The 15547-nt window shown below is 72.2% G+C and carries 9 protein-coding genes; 2 read left to right on the forward strand and 7 right to left on the reverse strand.

What is annotated here, in order from left to right; translation table 11 throughout:
• The first annotated feature begins 38 nt into the window (after positions 1-38).
• Complete coding sequence (locus tag ABS41_RS10430) at positions 39-407, forward strand: response regulator (protein ID WP_290593654.1); 369 nt, start codon at positions 39-41, stop codon at positions 405-407.
• Positions 408-579: 172 nt separating this feature from the next.
• On the opposite strand, the gene ABS41_RS10435 is transcribed toward ABS41_RS10430, so the two are convergent.
• Positions 580-1470, reverse strand: coding sequence for a DnaJ C-terminal domain-containing protein (locus ABS41_RS10435; protein WP_290593656.1), 891 nt, complete (start codon positions 1468-1470; stop codon positions 580-582).
• 104 nt (positions 1471-1574) lie between these two features.
• On the reverse strand, positions 1575-2012 hold the full coding sequence (locus ABS41_RS10440; protein ID WP_290593658.1) for an Hsp20/alpha crystallin family protein: 438 nt from the start codon (positions 2010-2012) through the stop codon (positions 1575-1577).
• 138 nt (positions 2013-2150) lie between these two features.
• Between ABS41_RS10440 and ABS41_RS10445 the strand changes: the two genes are divergently transcribed.
• The gene (locus ABS41_RS10445; protein ID WP_290593660.1) at positions 2151-2633 is read left to right on the forward strand and encodes a peroxiredoxin; all 483 of its coding nucleotides are present in this window, start codon (positions 2151-2153) and stop codon (positions 2631-2633) included.
• Here ABS41_RS10445 and pbpC read toward each other — a convergent pair.
• From pbpC to gyrA, 5 genes are all read right to left on the reverse strand, one after another.
• Positions 2630-4933 (reverse strand): penicillin-binding protein 1C, encoded by a 2304-nt coding sequence (pbpC, locus tag ABS41_RS10450; RefSeq protein ID WP_290593725.1) that lies wholly within the window; start codon positions 4931-4933, stop codon positions 2630-2632. The genes ABS41_RS10445 and pbpC overlap by 4 nt on opposite strands.
• A 58-nt stretch (positions 4934-4991) precedes the next feature.
• The gene (locus ABS41_RS10455) at positions 4992-9881 is read right to left on the reverse strand and encodes an alpha-2-macroglobulin (RefSeq protein ID WP_290593662.1); all 4890 of its coding nucleotides are present in this window, start codon (positions 9879-9881) and stop codon (positions 4992-4994) included.
• A 48-nt stretch (positions 9882-9929) separates the two neighbouring features.
• Positions 9930-10715, reverse strand: a complete 786-nt coding sequence (locus tag ABS41_RS10460; RefSeq protein WP_290593664.1) for a hypothetical protein — start codon at positions 10713-10715, stop codon at positions 9930-9932.
• The gene (locus ABS41_RS10465) at positions 10712-12772 is read right to left on the reverse strand and encodes a PDZ domain-containing protein (RefSeq protein ID WP_290593666.1); all 2061 of its coding nucleotides are present in this window, start codon (positions 12770-12772) and stop codon (positions 10712-10714) included. Before ABS41_RS10465 ends, ABS41_RS10460 begins: the two co-directional genes overlap by 4 nt.
• Positions 12773-12847: 75 nt before the next feature.
• On the reverse strand, positions 12848-15454 hold the full coding sequence (gene gyrA / locus ABS41_RS10470; RefSeq protein ID WP_290593668.1) for a DNA gyrase subunit A: 2607 nt from the start codon (positions 15452-15454) through the stop codon (positions 12848-12850).
• Positions 15455-15547: the final 93 nt, after the last annotated feature.

Genomic DNA, 15547 nt, shown 5'->3' on the forward strand with positions numbered 1-15547 from the left:
CCCGGCTTACAATGCCCGGAACCGTTGGAGGCCCATTCATGGCACGCATCCTGATCGTCGATGATTCCCCGTCCCAGCTGATGGGCATGAAGCGCATTGTTGAGAAACTCGGCCACGAGGCCCTGACCGCCGAGGACGGCGCCGCGGGCGTGGAAGCCGCCAAGGCCAACGTGCCCGACCTGATCCTGATGGACGTGGTGATGCCGAACCTCAACGGCTTCCAGGCCACCCGCGCCATCTCCAAGGAAGCCAGCACGGCCCACATCCCGATCGTGCTGGTCACCACCAAGGACCAGGAAACCGACAAGGTCTGGGGCATGCGCCAGGGCGCCAAGGCCTACATCACCAAGCCCTTCAACGAGAACCAGCTCATCGAAGTCATCAACGGCCTGCTCGCCGGCGGCTGATACCGACTTCCGTTTTCGAACGCGGATCAGAGCGGATCGATACGGATAAGAGCGGATGGAGCGAATCCAGAGGGGGTCCCGGGCAACCGGGACCCCTTCGCTTTTGTTGTCGATCCGATTTATCCGCCTTTATCCGCTTCCATCCGATCTGATCCGCGTTCAAAGCCTGCAATCACCCCCGGCCGGGATCGAAGTCGAAGGCGTCGGCCATCTGGCGGTAGAGGTCTTTCTGGGCGTCGGTGCTGGCCTTGGGCGCGCGGACCTCGATCTCGACGATCTGGTCGCCGGGCGCGGGCTTGCCCGGCAGGCCGCGGCCGCGCAGGCGCAGCTTGCGACCGGTGTCGGAATCGGGCGGCACGCGCAGCTCCACCGGCCCGCCGAGCGTCGGAACGCTCACCGTGGTGCCCAGCGCCGCCTGCCAGGGCGCCAGCGGCAGCGTGTAGAGCACGTTGCGTCCGTCGACCTCGAACTGCGCGTGCGGGCGGTACTCCACTTCCAGCAGCAGGTCGGACGGACGCGGTCCGCCGCGCCGCCCCTGCCCCGCCAGGCGGATCACCTGGCCCGGCGCGATGCCGGCCGGGATGTTCACCTCCAGCGTGCGCCCGTCGATGCTGATGCGCTGCTTGCCGCCGGCATGGGCCTGCTCGAGCGACACCGACAGCGTCGCGCGCACGTCGCCCTGCGGCGCCTGCGCCCGGCCCGGGCCGCGACCGCCGCCGAACAGCGACTCGAAGAAATCGCTGAAACCGCCACCGCCGCCGAAGTCCTGCTCGAAGCGGAAGCCGCCACCCCCGAAACCGGGGCCGCCAAAACCCGGCGGCGGGCGGAACTCCTCGCCCGGCCGGTAGCCGTGCGCGCGCAGCTGGTCGTACTCGGCGCGCTTGTCCTTGTCGCGCAGCACCTCGTAGGCCTCGTTGACGGCCTTGAAGCGCTCCTCGGCGCCCTTTTCCTTGCTCACGTCCGGGTGGTACTTGCGCGCCAGCCGGCGGTAGGCGGTCTTGATCTCCGCCTCGCCGGCCGTCGGCTCGACGCCGAGGGTTTCGTAGTAGTCCTTGAATTGCATGGTCTGGCCTTGCGAAAGAAGTGGACCCGCAGGCAGGGCCCGCGGGTCCAGTTTATGCCTTCATCGCCGGCGGGGTCCCGACGCGGGCGGGAAGCCCGCGCGGCTCAAACCACCTGGATGCGGCGCGGCGTGGTCTCGGGACGCTTGGGGATGCTGATCTCGAGCACCCCGTGCTTGCCGGTGGCGGTGATGCCTTCCGGATTGGCGCTGTCGGGCAGCGCGAAGCGGCGGTAGAAGACGCCGTGCGCGCGCTCGATGCGCGAGTAGCGGTCGCCCTCGGTCACCGACTCGGTCTTGCGCTCGCCCTTGATCGAGAGGATGCCCTTGTCCATCTGAACCTCGATCTCGTTCGGGTCCACGCCCGGCAGGTCGGCCTGGATCAGGAACCGGTCGGACTCCTCCTTGATGTCCACGCGCGGCATCCACTGGCTGGTGACCACGCTCGACGCATCGGCGTCCTCGTTGAAGAACTTGTCGAACACCTGCTTGATCTCGTCCTGCAGGGCCCGCGGGTGGTTGGCGGAATAGCGGATAAGGCTCATCGTGTGTCTCCGTGCAGCGGCGGCGCCCCGGCCGCCATGCCGGGTAGATAGGGCCGGCGGGCAAGTCTTCAAGTCCCCTTGACCCGGCCGGCCCGGGCGGCGGTTAGACTGCGCGACTTCCCCCGCTCGGAGCACCCCATGACCATCCAGGTCGGCGACAAGATTCCCCAGGCCACCCTCAACCTGCTGCGCGACGGCGTGCAGGCCGTGGACACGAACGAACTGTTCAGCGGCCGCAAGGTCGTGCTCTTCGCCGTGCCGGGTGCCTTCACCCCGACCTGCTCGGCCAAGCACCTGCCGGGTTACGTCGAGAAGATGGACGCCTTCCGCGCGCGCGGCATCGACGTGGCCTGCATGGCGGTCAACGACGCCTTCGTGATGTCGGCCTGGGCCAAGAGCCAGGACGTGCCGGCCGACCTGCACGTGCTGGCCGACGGCAATGGCGCCTTCACCCAGGCCCTGGGCCTGGAGCTCGACGCCACCGCCTTCGGCATGGGCCTGCGCGCCAAGCGCTTCGCGCTGTACGCCGAGGACGGCGTGGTGAAGCAGCTGCACGTCGAGGCGCCGGGCGAGTTCAAGGTCTCGGCCGCCGACTACGTGCTCGAGCACCTGCCGGCCTAACGCAGCACCCGCACCGAAAGTTCGTCGAAGGCCCCGGTTTCGGCCAGGGCCGTGATGCGGTGCGCGCCGGGCGCGGCGAAGGCGTGGCTCCACGTGCCGCCGCCCCGGGTTTCGCCGGCCAGGCGGCCATCCACCAGCCATTGCACCTTCGAGGCGGTGCCCAGCGCACGCAGGCGCACGGTGACCGGGCGCGCGCTGCCCGGTGGCCGCGCCAGCCGGCTGCCGTCGGCCAGGCCGTCGATGCGCAGCGTTTCCAGCCCGGCCAGCGCATCGGGTGCACAGTCCGGCGCCAGCGGCGGGATGGCCGAGGCACGGCGTTCGGCCGCCGGCAGCCAGGGCGCGGCCAGCGCGGGCCAGCGGGCGATCTCCAGCGCCTTGCGCACATGCGGCGCCCGGCAATCGGCCGAGAGCCGCTGGCCGCTGCGGGCGTCCACTTCCAGCCGCAGCCGGCCGCCGCTCCAGTGCCGCGCCTCACGCTCGGGCAAGGTCGGCGGCAGGTGTCCCGCCAGCGCCAGCGCCTCCACGCGCCGGTGGCACAGCCCGGGCGCGGCCGGATCCGGCGGCAGCCCCAGTGGCCAGCAGACCTCGGTTTTCACCACGCCGGCGGGCATGGCCCGGCGCTGGCCGTCGCGCGGGTCGCGCGGCAGGCTGTCGACCACCTCCAGCAGCAGCGGCAGCGCGGTGATCGCGCCGTACTGGCCCGGCAGCGGCGTGCCGTCGGGCCGGCCCACCCACACGCCCACCGTGTAGGCGGCGGTGCCGCCGATCGCCCAGGCGTCGCGGAAGCCGTAGCTCGTGCCGGTCTTCCAGGCCACGCGCTGGCGCCGGCTGGTGTCCACCACGCCCTCGCGCAGGCCGGGCCGGCCGTGCTGCTCGAGGATCTCGCGCACGATCCAGGCCGCGCCCGGCGACAGCAGGCGGCGCTCGGCCAGAGGCGCATCGGGGGTGTAGCGCACGGTGCCCGCAAGGCCATCACGATTGAAGGCGGCGTAGGCGCCCACCAGCTCCTCCAGCCGCGTACCGGCGCCGCCCAGCACCAGCGACAGGTTGGGGCTGGCCCCGCGCGGCAACCGCAGTTCGACGCCGCCATGCGCGAGCCGCCCGGCGAAGCGCGCCGGGCCGACGCGGTCGAGCAGGTCCACGGCCGGCACGTTCAGCGACAGCCGCAGCGCCTCGGCCACCGACACCGGCCCGTTGAAAGCCGGGTCGAAATTCGAAGGCCGGTAGTCGCCGAACGATTGCGGCGCGTCCACCAGCAGGCTGCCCGAATGCACCAGGCCGTCGTCGATGGCCAGGCCGTAGAGGAAGGGCTTGAGCGTGGAGCCCGGCGAACGCACCGCGCGCACCATGTCCACGTGGCCGAGCCGGCGCTCGTCGCCGAAGGCCAGCGAGCCGACGTAGGCCCGCGCCTCGAGCCCCTCGTTCTCCACCACCAGCAGCGCCGCCGAACTGCGCTCGGGCAGGTGCGCGAACCAGGCCGCCAGCCGCGCCTCCAGCGTGCGCTGCAGGTCGGCGTCGATCGTGCTGCTGATGCGCGACTGGACCGGGTGCGCGGCCTGCAGCCGGCGCGCCAGCAGCGCCGCCGACATCGGCGGCTGCAGGCGCCGCGACACCACCGGCTCGATCCGCGCCTCATCCACGGCCACCGCGTCCCAGTCGCCCTGCGCGGCCAGGCGCGCCAGCACCTTGTCGCGGGCCGCGCGCGCGGCCTCGGGATGGCGGTCGGGGCGCAGGCGGCTGGGCGACTGCGGCAGCACCGCCAGCAGCGCCGCTTCGGCGTGCGAAAGCTGGCGCGCCGATTTTCCCAGGTAGGCCCAGCTCGCCGCCTCCACGCCCTCGACGGTGCCGCCGAAGGGCGCGTGGTTGAGATACAGCGCGAGGATCTGGCGCTTGTCGAGCCGCCACTCCAGCTGCAGCGCGCGCAGCATCTGCCGCAGCTTGCCGCCGGCGCTGCGCTCGTGCGGCTCGAGGATGCGCGCCACCTGCATCGTCAGCGTGGAGCCACCGGAGACCACGCGGCCGTGGCGCAGCCGCTGCCCGGCGGCGCGCGCCAGCGCCAGCGGATTGACGCCGCCGTGCCGGTGGAACCAGCGGTCCTCGTAACCCAGCAGCGCCTCGACGTAGAGCGGCGAAACATCCTCCACCGCCACCGGATAGCGCCAGACGCCGTCGCGGTCCGGGAAGGCGCGCAGCGGCGTGCCGTCGGCGGCCAGCACCACGGTGGCGCCGCCGCCGTCGGGCAACGGCGGCGGGAACAGGCGGTCGAGCACCAGGCCCAGCAGCAGCGGCGACGCCAGCACCGCCAGCGCCAGGCGCCAGCGGCGCCCCGACGCCCCGCCCGTCCCTGCGTCGCTCACGTCAGGGCTGCTGCACCGTCAGGTTGGCCGGCGCGGCGCGGCCGACGCCACGCAGCTGCGGACGGTACATGTCCTCGGCCTGCGGCGGCGGCACCACGTAGGTGCCCGGCGTCACCGCGCGCACCAGGTAGAACAGGTGCGCCGGCTGGCCGGCGTCGAGGCGCAGCGCGGCGACGTAGCGGTCTTCGCGATACTCCTCGTGCGCCAGCTGCGCCGCGTAGGCGCGTTCGGACAACGCCACGCCGTTGATCGAAACGCCCGCCCACTGCTCCGGATCGGACAGGTTGAGGTTCTCGATCTCCAGGCCCGCCGGCAGGTGGTCGACCACCAGCGCATCAGGCATGGCCTCGCGCGCCTCGATGCGCAGCGCCGCCACCAGCACCTCGCCCTCGCGCAGCGGCCCCGGTTTCCAGGGCTTGCCGTCGGGCGTGTGCCAGCTGCGGATGATGCTGATGGCCTTGTCGTCGAAGGCTGGCGCGGTGCGCGGGATGCCCGCCACGTCGACCACCGCGAACACCGGCGCCTGGGCTTCGGGCGTGAAGCGCAGGCCGGCCGACAGGTCGCCGAAGCCGAGCAGACGGCTGGCCACGCGATCCGGCTGCAGTGCCTGCGACTCGCCGCCGATGGCCAGGGTGCCGGCGAAGGTGCGCTCGCCGTCGAGCACCAGGCTGCGGCCAAGGCGCGCCAGCGCCACCTGCTCCTGCGTGCTGTACCAGGCGTAGGGCCCGGCGCCGCGCGCCTGCAGGTCGCGCGAGAGTTCGAGCAGGCGGTCTGCCTGGCCCGGCGCTTCGCGCTGGTTCTCGCGCAACAGGGCCAGCACCAGCGCCTGGTCGCGCAGGTCGGAGCCGTAGTCGCCCAGCCAGCGCGGCCGCGCCGAAGCCTTGGCCAGGCCTTCGGCCACCGCCTTGTCGCCACGGGCGCTGTCGCCCTGCAGCTGCAGGGCCAGGCCCAGGTGCACCAGCGGCAGGCCGGTGAGCGACTTGCCGCGCTGGTTGTCGTACAGCGCGCGCAGCGTGCCCAGCGGCGCGCGGTTCAGTCGCGCCAGCACGTAGCCGGCGTGGGCCTGGTAGGCCAGGCGCAGGTGCTCGGGCTGGTCGTAGGCGTAGAACGGCAGGCCACCGGTGAGCAGGTCCTCGTTGAGGCGCTCGAGCGCCTTCTGCAGCATCGCCTCGGGCACGGCGAAGCCGGCCTCGCGCGCCGAAAGCAAGAACTCGGCCACCATCGGCGTGAGGATGGGCGCGCTGTCGCGGCCACCCCACATCGAGAAGTGGCCATTCTCCTGCTGCAGCGCCGCCAGCCGGCTGAAGGCCGCCTCGAGGCGGCGCCGGCGTTCGTCGGCCGACAGCCCGTTGAAGCCCATGCGCGCGGCGTTGTCCTGGTCGAGCAGCAGCGCCGCGTAGCCGCGCGAAGTGGTCTGTTCGACGCAACCGTAGGGGTAGTCGAGCAGCTCGCGCAGCGCGCGCGCGAACGGCACCGGCGGCTGCGCCGTCAGCGACAGCCGCGCCTGCACCGTCGCCGGCATCAGGCCGTCGGCGAGGTTGGCGCCCAGCGAGAGCGTGTCGCCCGGTGCGACGGTGTACGCAGCCGAACGCGCCACGCCGCCCCAGGCCGGACGCACCGGCAGGTCGAAGGCGCGTTCGACCGAGCGTCCGCCGCCCTCCACCTTCAGGCGCAGCTCGCCGGTGGCGACGCCCTCGGTGGCGGTGAGCGGGAAGCTGAGCGTGGACTTGGCCTCGGCGGCCAGCGTCACGCTGCGGCGGCCATTGGCCACCGCCAGCGGGCCGGCGGTGTCGAGCTGCACGCGGAACTCGCCGGCCTGGCCGGTGAAGTTCTGCAGGTCGATGGTGACCGTGCTGCGGTCGCCCGGCGCCAGCACGCGCGGCGCGCTGAGCTCGGCGAGGATGGGCGCACGCAGCACGCTTTCGGCGCTGGCCTGGCCGTAGGCCTCGTCGCCGTAGACCAGGGCCGACACGCGCAGGGTGCCGTTGAAGTCGGGCACGGGCAACGAGACGGTGGCGCGACCCTTCGCATCGAGCTTCACCGGCCCGGAGAACAGGTCCACCGTCTTGATGCGCGCGGTCGGCCGCCGTGCCTGCGGCAGCGCCAGCAGCGCCATGTCGCCGCCGAAGCGCAGGCGCGCGCTCTCGCCCTCGAAGCTTTCGATCACGCGGCCATAGAGGTCGCGGGCGTCCACGCCCAGCCGCCGCTGCGCGAAGAAGTGCGCCGCGGCGTCGGGCACCGGGAAGCGGGTGATGTTGAGGATGCCCAGGTCCACCGCCGACACCGTCGCCCAGGCGGTCTTGCCGGCCAGCGCCGGCGCGGCCAGTTCGACCGGCAGCGCCTGCCCGGGTTCGGCCTGCGCCGGGGCGGTCAGCGTGACCTCGACGCGGCGGTCGCCGCGCGCCATCGGCACGTGGGCCACGCCCACGGCGCGCGCCGGCGTCACCTTCTCCAGCGCCGAGCCACCGCGCAGCACCACCGCGGTGAGGTAGACGTCGTGCCGCTCCCACTCCTCGGTGACCTTGAGCTCGTAGCTCGCACCGGCGCGCGGCTCCAGCGCCTGCACGTGCAGCAACTTGTCGGTCTCCACCAGCAGGATGCCGGGGCCGGGCTGCGGCGGCGTCACCGTCACCACCAGGGTGTCGCCGGCGCGGTAGCCGGTCTTGTCCAGCGCCAGCTTGACCTTGTCGGGGCGCGCATCGAGGCCACGGTTCTGGTTGTCCCAGCTCCAGCCGGCCACGAAAGGCAGGCGCGTGAGCAGGCCGGTGGCCGGGTCGCGCACCTCGAGCCGGTACTCGCCCCACTGCACCGGGAAATCAATGCGGGCACCGCCCTCGGCGCGGGCCTGCAGCTGCCGCGTTTCGACGGTTTCGAAGCGCGCGGTGAAGTCGAAGGCCCAGCCGCTGCCGTCCTGGCGCCAGTGGTAGTCGCGGATCTCGCGCACCAGGCTCACTTCCAGCGCACCGGCCGAAAGCTGGCCGCCGAGGTCGCTGCGCACGAGCTCGAAGCCGGCGTTGCCGTTCGAGGGCGCGCCTTCCTTGAGGTCGAACAGCGGACGCACGCCCACCAGCACCGGCGCCGGCCACAGGCTGCGGCGCATCGTGCGGGTCACCGGGCGGCCGCCGCTCTCGTAGACGCTGCCGCTGAGCAGCACCGCAACCGGCGCGGCGGGCTGGGCCACTTCCTCGGGCAGGGCCAGGTCGATGGCGAAGCGGCCCTGCTCGTCCAGCGACTCGTCGATGACGTCGCGCGGCTCGCGCGGCAGCGCCAGGGTCGGGTCGCCGAACTGGTGGTCGGGCAGCGTGGCCACCGGCCGCAGGTCCGGCTGCAGCGACATGCGCGCGGTGAATCGGTTGCCGGCGGCGGGCGCGCCGTAGAGGTAGGCGCCCTCGACCTGCAGCCGCAGCGGCTCGCCCGGGGCCAGCGAGGGACGGGGGCTGTCGAGCTCGAGCTTCATGCGCTCGGGCAGGAATTCCTCGATGCGCAGGGCCAGGCCCTGCACCACGTCCTTGGCGCCCGGCGCGGTGCGGAACTCCACCTGCCAGCGGCCGGTGGGCGCTTCGGGCGGCAGCGCCTGGCTCCACTGGTAATAACCGCCCTCGCCCGGCTCGAGCCGGGTTTCCAGGAACAGCTTGCCGTCGGGCTGGCGCAGGCCCAGGTACAGCGGCTGCGGCTTGACCGCGCGGCCATCGTGGTCGCGCATCAGCGCCGACACCTGCAGCGCTTCGCCGGGGCGATAGAGGTCGCGCCCCGACCAGGCGAACACGTCGAACCAGGCCTGGGCGCGCCCGGCGACCGCGAATTCGGAAAGATCGAGCGCCGGCTGGTTGAACGGCAGCACCGACACGTCGTTGCCCTTGCGCGCCACCAGCACGTGGCCGGCGTCGAGCGCATAGGCCACCAGCGCATTGCCGCTGGCATCGGTGCCGGCGCGCACCACCGTATTGCCGGCGCGGTCGAGCACCTCGAGCGACACATCGCCGGCGCCCTGCCCGGTCTTGAGCGACGCCGCGTGCACGAACACCGCCTCGTCGTAGGCGCGCACGTGCAGGCCCAGGTCGCTGACGAAGAAGATCGCCGTTTCGTAGTCCTGGTCGTAACCGCCCACCTGCCGCATCAGCGCGAAATACACACCCGGCTTCTGCAGCTCGGCGATGTTCTGCACCGGCAGGTAGGACAGGCGGCGCTCGTTGTCGGCGCCACCGAGCACGAAGCGGTTGAGGTAGACCGGGTCGGCCACGCGGGTGATGGCCGGGCGGCCCTGCCAGGGGCTGTCGCCCAGCTCCCAGCCGCCGCGGCGCCCGCCGCGCTGGTAGCTGACGAAGAAGTTGGCGACCTCGCCGTCGCGCACGCGCAGGAACTCGACGTCCACCTCGGGCACGTTCACCGACACCACCGGCAGGCCGCGGGTATCGCGGGCCGGCAGCACGCTGCCCTGGGAGGCAAAGCCCACGGCCGGCTCCACTGGCGCGGTGTCGAGCTCGCGGCGCTGCTCCTTGCCCAGGGTCTTGCCGTCGGCGGCGGCCAGGCCGGCCGCCAGCGTCACCGAATACTTGCGGCTGGCCTCGACGTAGGGAAAGCGCAGCACCTTCGCGCTGGGGTCGAGCACCCAGCTGCCCTGCACCGCTTCGCCGCCCGGGCCGGCCACCTGCACCAGCGCGTCGAAGTCCTGCCCGGCCGCCAGTGGTTGGGTGAAGCGCAGCTCGATCGCGGTCTGGCCGTCGTGGCGGCCGTGGCCGGCGGACTCCAGCGCGAAGCCTTCGATGGCCTGGCGGGCATCCACCGGCGAGCCCTGCAGTTCCGGTACCTGGCCACCTTCGCGCCCGCAGGCGGCGAGCAGCACGAGCACGAAGGACAGTGCCGCAGCGCGGCGGACGGACGTTGGAAACATGGCCAGGCTCCCCGGGGGTCCCGGCCAGTATAGGCCTGCGCCGCGTCCTCAGTCGGCGCCGGCGACCGGCAGCGCGGCGGCCTGGGCGGTGGCGGCGGCGACCTTGTCGATCGGGGTCATGCGCAGCACCATGTCGGCCATGTCCATGCCCACGCCGGTGTTGCGCGAGCGCATCATCGAGGCCAGGTCGACGTCCACGTAGCCCATCGGCTTGCCGTCGTGCGAGAAGGCCAGGCCGGGCACGCCGTCAACCAGCAGGCGGAAGGTCGGCGTGTGCGTCTCGCCCAGCACCAGGCCCGGGCGGAACACCGGCACCCCGCCCCACTCGTCCGAGGTGCGCAGCACCGAAAAATAGACCATGCCCGGCTCGGCGCGGACGCCGCGCGAGAGGTCGACGAAGGGCAGCGGCCGGGCCGGCTTGCGCATGCGCAGCCAGGCCAGGCCGAGCGCGCTGTCGCGGGTGACCAGGTCGGCCGGCAGCCACTCGTCGGAGTCGGCCAGGCGCACGCGGAAGTCGCGCGAGGTGGCCACCGGCGCGCCCTGCCCGCCTTCGCCGAAGCTGGAGAAGTCGAGGCTGATGGTCCGCTCGGGCACCAGCAGCAGGCCGTCGGCGCTGACCAGCACGGCCTGGGTGCGGTCCTCGACCCGCTGCTCGTTGCCGGAGTTGGTCACCGACATCACGAACTTCACCGTCACGATGGCCTCGGCGTGCTGCTCCCCCAGCGCCTTGAACACCTCGCGGTAGTCGTCGAAGGCCTCGTCGGGCACGGCGGCCGGCGCGGCGGGCGCGGCCAGCAGCAGGGCGAGGACAAGGGCGAGCGTGCGTGCGGTCATGGCGTCTCCGTGAGCCAGTAGCGTTCGAGGTAGAGGATGCGCGATTCGGGCCCGCGCAGCACCTGCACCGGGATGACCCGGCCGTTGCCGGCGGCCAGGGCCGCGTCCAGCGCCACCTGCAGGCTGGCGAGGTCGCCGACCTCGCGCTCGCCCAGGCGCACGATCACGTCGCCGCGCTGCAGGTGCGCCAGCCCGGCCGGGCCGCCCGATTCGACGCCGTCGACGTGCACGCCGCGCTGGCTGGCCGGCAGCTGGCGTGCGGCGCGGTCGTAGAAGCCCAGCTCGCGCACCTGGATGCGCAGCGACGACAGCGCCAGCGAACGCAGCGAAGCCGTGTTGGCGGGCGCGGCCGACAGCGTGGCGTCGAAAGCCACCGGCTTGCCCTCGCGCAGCGCTTCCACGCGCACCTTCGCGCCGACGATCTGGTCGCGCACGCGCTGGTGGAAAGGATCGTCGGAACTGTCGTTGGCCGCGCGCAGCGGCACGCCGTCGACGGCCGTGAGCAGGTCGCCGGTGCGCGCGCCGGCCGCCGCCAGGGGGCTGCCCGGATACAGGCGGGTGATGCGGAAACCGGCGCCGCCCAGGCCCAGCTCGCGCGCCAGCGAAGCGGTGATCGGCTGCACCTCCACGCCGGCCCAGGCCTTGGGCAGCTCGGGCAGCGGCACGCGCAGCTGGTCGCCGTGGACCGGGACCAACAGGGCCACGCGGTGTTCGGCGCCGCGCCGGAACGAGAGCACGCGCGGTTTGCCTTCCGCCGGAGGCTGCGCGGCCACGGCCTCGAGCGCGGCGTGGTCGGGCACCGGACGGCCGTCGACCGCCATCAGCAGGTCGCCTTCCGACAGCGCCGGGCGCGCGATCGCCGCCGGGCCACCCGGGCGCAGGCCGGTCACCAGCAGGCCGCGCTCGCCCTCGAGGTTGCGGCGCCGGCCCATGCCGGGCGTGAGTTCGACCAGCGAAGCGCCGAAGGGCGCGAAGGCGCGCTCTTCGCCGCGGTCCTCCGGCTGGGGCCGGGTGCGCAGCTTCAGTTCGCGACGCCCCTGGTCCTGGGCGATGCGCAAGCTCACCTCGGCGCCGATCGGCAGCTCGGCGATGCGCCGCTGCAGCGCCGGCACGTCCACCGGCTGCAGTGCGGTGAACGGCGCGCCGTCCACGGCCAGGATGCGGTCGCCGGCGCGCAGGCCGGCCTTCTCGGCCGCCGAACCACGCTCGACCGAATTGACCAGCACGCCCTCGCTGAGGCCCGTGCCCTTGAGCGAACGCAGGCGGAAGCCCAGGTGCGAGCGCTTGATGGCGCCGCGGGCGATGAGCGCATCCACCACGTCGCGCGCGTCCGGGCCCGGGATGGCGAAGGCCAGGTCGCCGCCGAAGATCATGCCGCGCGTGTTCACGCCGACGATGCGGCCGCGCAGGTCCACCAGCGGGCCGCCGGAATTGCCCGGCGCGATCGCGGCGTCGTGCTGGATCCAGGCGTAGTAGCGGCCGGTGGGCTCGTCGGCGCCGAGGCGGTCCTCGTAGTCGGCCTCGTCGTCGAACAGGGACACCAGCAGGCGGCGCGGGTTGTTGACCACGCCCGCGCTCATCGAATTCGACAGGCCCCAGGGCGCGCCCATGGCCAACACGGTGTCGCCCGGCGCGAGGTCGGGCTCGTCGGCGAAGCGGGCGTGGGCGAACACTTCCGGCACCGGCGGCTGGGCCTGCAGCACGGCCAGGTCGGAGAGCGTGTCGGCGCCGACCAGTCGCGCCGGCAGCTCGCGGCCGTCGGCGAAGACGACGCGGAAACTCTTGCCGTTCTGGGTGACGTGGGCGTTGGTGGCGATGTGGCCCTGCGGCGTCACCACGGTGCCGCTGCCGGAGGAGACGCTGAGCACCGGCTCGCCCTGGCGGAAGTCCTCGCGCACCACCAGGATGCTCACGACCACCGGCAGCACCTGGTCGCGGGCGGCAGCAATCGTGGCCGGGTCCGGCGCGGGGCCGGGCGTGGTTTCAGGCTGCGCCACGGCGGGCGCGGCGACGAGCAGGCAGGCGGCCAGCAGTGCGGCGGTGGTCTGGCGGATCATCGGGGGCTCCGGAAGGGTCTGGCCTTAGGGTACAGGCCGCGCGGGGAGTTCCGCGCGGCCCGGCCAGCGCCCGGCTCAGGCCCCGGGCTGCTCCGCGGCGGCCTCGCCGGTGGCGGCATCATCGCCCTCGTCGGCCACGTCGATCACGTCCACGCGCTCGACCGCAATGAGCTTCTCGTCCTCGGCCACCCGCATCAGGGTCACGCCCTGGGTGTTGCGGCCGACCTGGCTGACCTCGGCGGCGCGGGTGCGCACCAGGGTGCCCTGGTCGGAGATCAGCAGGATCTCGTGCTTCTCGGTGAGCTGGATTGCGCCGACCAGGTCGCCGTTGCGCTCGGAGGTCTGCATCGCGATGACGCCCTGGGTGCCGCGGCCCTTGCGCGGGAACTCCGACACCGGGGTGCGCTTGCCGTAGCCGTTCTCGCTGGCGGTGAGGATGTCGCCGTCGCCATCGACCACGATCATCGACACGACCTTGGCGGCCTGGCCTTCGCCGTCGTCCTTCAGGCGCATGCCGCGCACGCCGGTGGCGGTGCGGCCCATCGGCCGGACCTCGCCCTCGTCGAAACGCACGGCCTTGCCGTTGCTGGCGAAGAGCATGACGTTGCACTCGCCGTCGGTGAGCTGCACGTCCACCAGGCCGTCGCCCTCGTCGAGGTTGATGGCCCAGATGCCGGTCGAACGCGGACGCGAGTACTCGCTCAGCGGGGTCTTTTTGACGGTGCCGTCGCGGGTGGCGAAGAACACGAAGTGGTCGTCGCCGAACTCGCGCACCGGCAGCACGGCCTGCACCTTCTCGCCTTCCTGCAGCGGGATCCAGTTGATGATCGGGCGGCCGCGCGAGTTCGGGCCGGCGTCGGGCAGCTGGTAGACCTTGAGCCAGAACACGCGGCCGGTGCTGGTGAAGGTGAGCAGCGTGTCGTGCGTGTTCACCACCCACAGGCGGTCGATGAAGTCTTCTTCCTTCACGGCCGTGGCCGAGCGGCCCTTGCCGCCGCGCTTCTGGGCGCGGTAGGTCGTCAGCGGCTGGCGCTTGGCGTAGCCGGCGTGCGAGAGGGTGACCACCACGTCCTCGGACGCGATCAGGTCGAGCACGTCGAGGTCTTCCTCGCTGGCGCGGATCTCGGTGCGGCGCTCGTCGGCGTACTCGGCGCGCAGCGACTGCAGCTCCTCGCGGATCACCTGCAGCAGGCGCTCGGGGCTCTCGAGGATCTCGATCAGGCCGCGGATGGTCTCGAGCAGCAGCTTGTACTCGTCGGTGAGCTTTTCCTGCTCCAGGCCGGTGAGGCGGTGCAGGCGCATCTCGAGGATCTGCTGCGCCTGGGTGTCGGTGAGCTGGTAGCCCGAAGCCTGCAGGCCCACGCCGTCCGGCAGGTCCTCGGGACGCGAGGCCTCGGCGCCGGCGGCGGCCAGCAGCGCGCCGACCAGGCCCGGCTGCCAGGTGCGCGCGAGCATGCGCTCCTTGGCCACGGCCGGGTTCTCCGAGGTCTTGATCAGCTCGATCATCTCGTCGATGTTCGCGAGCGCGACCGTCAGGCCCTCGAGGATGTGGGCGCGGGCGCGGGCCTTGCGCAGCTCGAAGATGGTGCGGCGGGTCACCACCTCGCGGCGGTGGCGCACGAAGGCCTCGAGCATCTGCTTGAGGTTGAGCACCTGCGGGCGGCCGTCGACCAGGGCCACCATGTTGATGCCGAACACCGACTCCATCGGCGTCTGCAGGTAGAGGTTGTTAAGCACGACCTCGGCCGACTCGCCGCGCTTGACCTCGATGTAGATGCGCATGCCGTCCTTGTCGGACTCGTCGCGCAGCTCGGAGATGCCCTCGAGCTTCTTCTCCTTCACCAGCTCGGCGATCTTCTCGATCAGCCGCGCCTTGTTGACCTGGTAGGGGATCTCGGTGACGACGATCGCCTCGCGGCCGGTGTCTTCGTTGACCTCGACGTCGGCGCGGGCGCGGATGCGCACGCGGCCGCGGCCGGTGTGGTAGGCGGCGTGGATGCCGGCGGCGCCGTTGATGATGCCCGCGGTGGGGAAATCAGGACCCGGGATGAACTGCATCAGGTCGCCGATGCCGGCGTTGGGGTCGTCGATCAGCGCGATGGTGGCGTCGATGACCTCGCCGAGGTTGTGCGGCGGGATGTTGGTGGCCATGCCCACCGCGATGCCGGCCGAACCGTTGACCAGCAGGTTCGGGAAGCGCGACGGCATCACCGTCGGCTCGAGTTCCTTCTCGTCGTAGTTGGGCTGGAAATCGACGGTGTCCTTGTCGATGTCGGCCATCAGCTCGTGCGCCAGGCGCGACATGCGCGCCTCGGTGTAACGCATGGCGGCGGCGGAGTCGCCGTCGACCGAACCGAAGTTGCCCTGGCCGTCCACCAGCAGGTAGCGCAGCGAGAACGGCTGGGCCATGCGCACCAGGGTGTCGTACACCGACTGGTCGCCGTGCGGGTGGTACTTGCCGATGACGTCGCCGACGATTCGCGCCGACTTGTAGTAGGGCTTGTTGCTGTGCGCGCCCAGTTCGTTCATCGCGAACAGGACGCGGCGGTGCACGGGCTTGAGGCCGTCGCGGACATCCGGGAGGGCGCGGCCCACGATCACGCTCATGGCGTAGTCGAGGTAGCTTCGGCGCATCTCGTCTTCGAGGTTTACCGGGATGATTTCCTTCGCGAGGTCTGCCATTCGTGATTCCGTTGCGTAGCCTGCGGACAGGCGTTTCGGGGACATGAAATCATATCAGAAACCCCGCCTGAATGGCAGGGTTTAGGCACGGAA

Origin of the sequence: Arenimonas sp. SCN 70-307, from assembly GCF_001724815.1 — a bacterium.
Taxonomy (GTDB): Bacteria; Pseudomonadota; Gammaproteobacteria; order Xanthomonadales; family Xanthomonadaceae; genus Arenimonas.

What these genes read in the sequence shown, in the direction of transcription:
- ABS41_RS10430 (WP_290593654.1), top strand. Translation starts at nt 39, where the DNA reads ATGGCACGCATCCTGATCGTCGATGATTCCCCGTCCCAGCTGATGGGC.
- ABS41_RS10435 (WP_290593656.1), bottom strand. Translation starts at nt 1,470, where the DNA reads ATGCAATTCAAGGACTACTACGAAACCCTCGGCGTCGAGCCGACGGCC.
- ABS41_RS10440 (WP_290593658.1), bottom strand. Translation starts at nt 2,012, where the DNA reads ATGAGCCTTATCCGCTATTCCGCCAACCACCCGCGGGCCCTGCAGGAC.
- ABS41_RS10445 (WP_290593660.1), top strand. Translation starts at nt 2,151, where the DNA reads ATGACCATCCAGGTCGGCGACAAGATTCCCCAGGCCACCCTCAACCTG.
- ABS41_RS10455 (WP_290593662.1), bottom strand. Translation starts at nt 9,881, where the DNA reads ATGTTTCCAACGTCCGTCCGCCGCGCTGCGGCACTGTCCTTCGTGCTC.
- ABS41_RS10460 (WP_290593664.1), bottom strand. Translation starts at nt 10,715, where the DNA reads ATGACCGCACGCACGCTCGCCCTTGTCCTCGCCCTGCTGCTGGCCGCG.
- ABS41_RS10465 (WP_290593666.1), bottom strand. Translation starts at nt 12,772, where the DNA reads ATGATCCGCCAGACCACCGCCGCACTGCTGGCCGCCTGCCTGCTCGTC.
- gyrA (WP_290593668.1), bottom strand. Translation starts at nt 15,454, where the DNA reads ATGGCAGACCTCGCGAAGGAAATCATCCCGGTAAACCTCGAAGACGAG.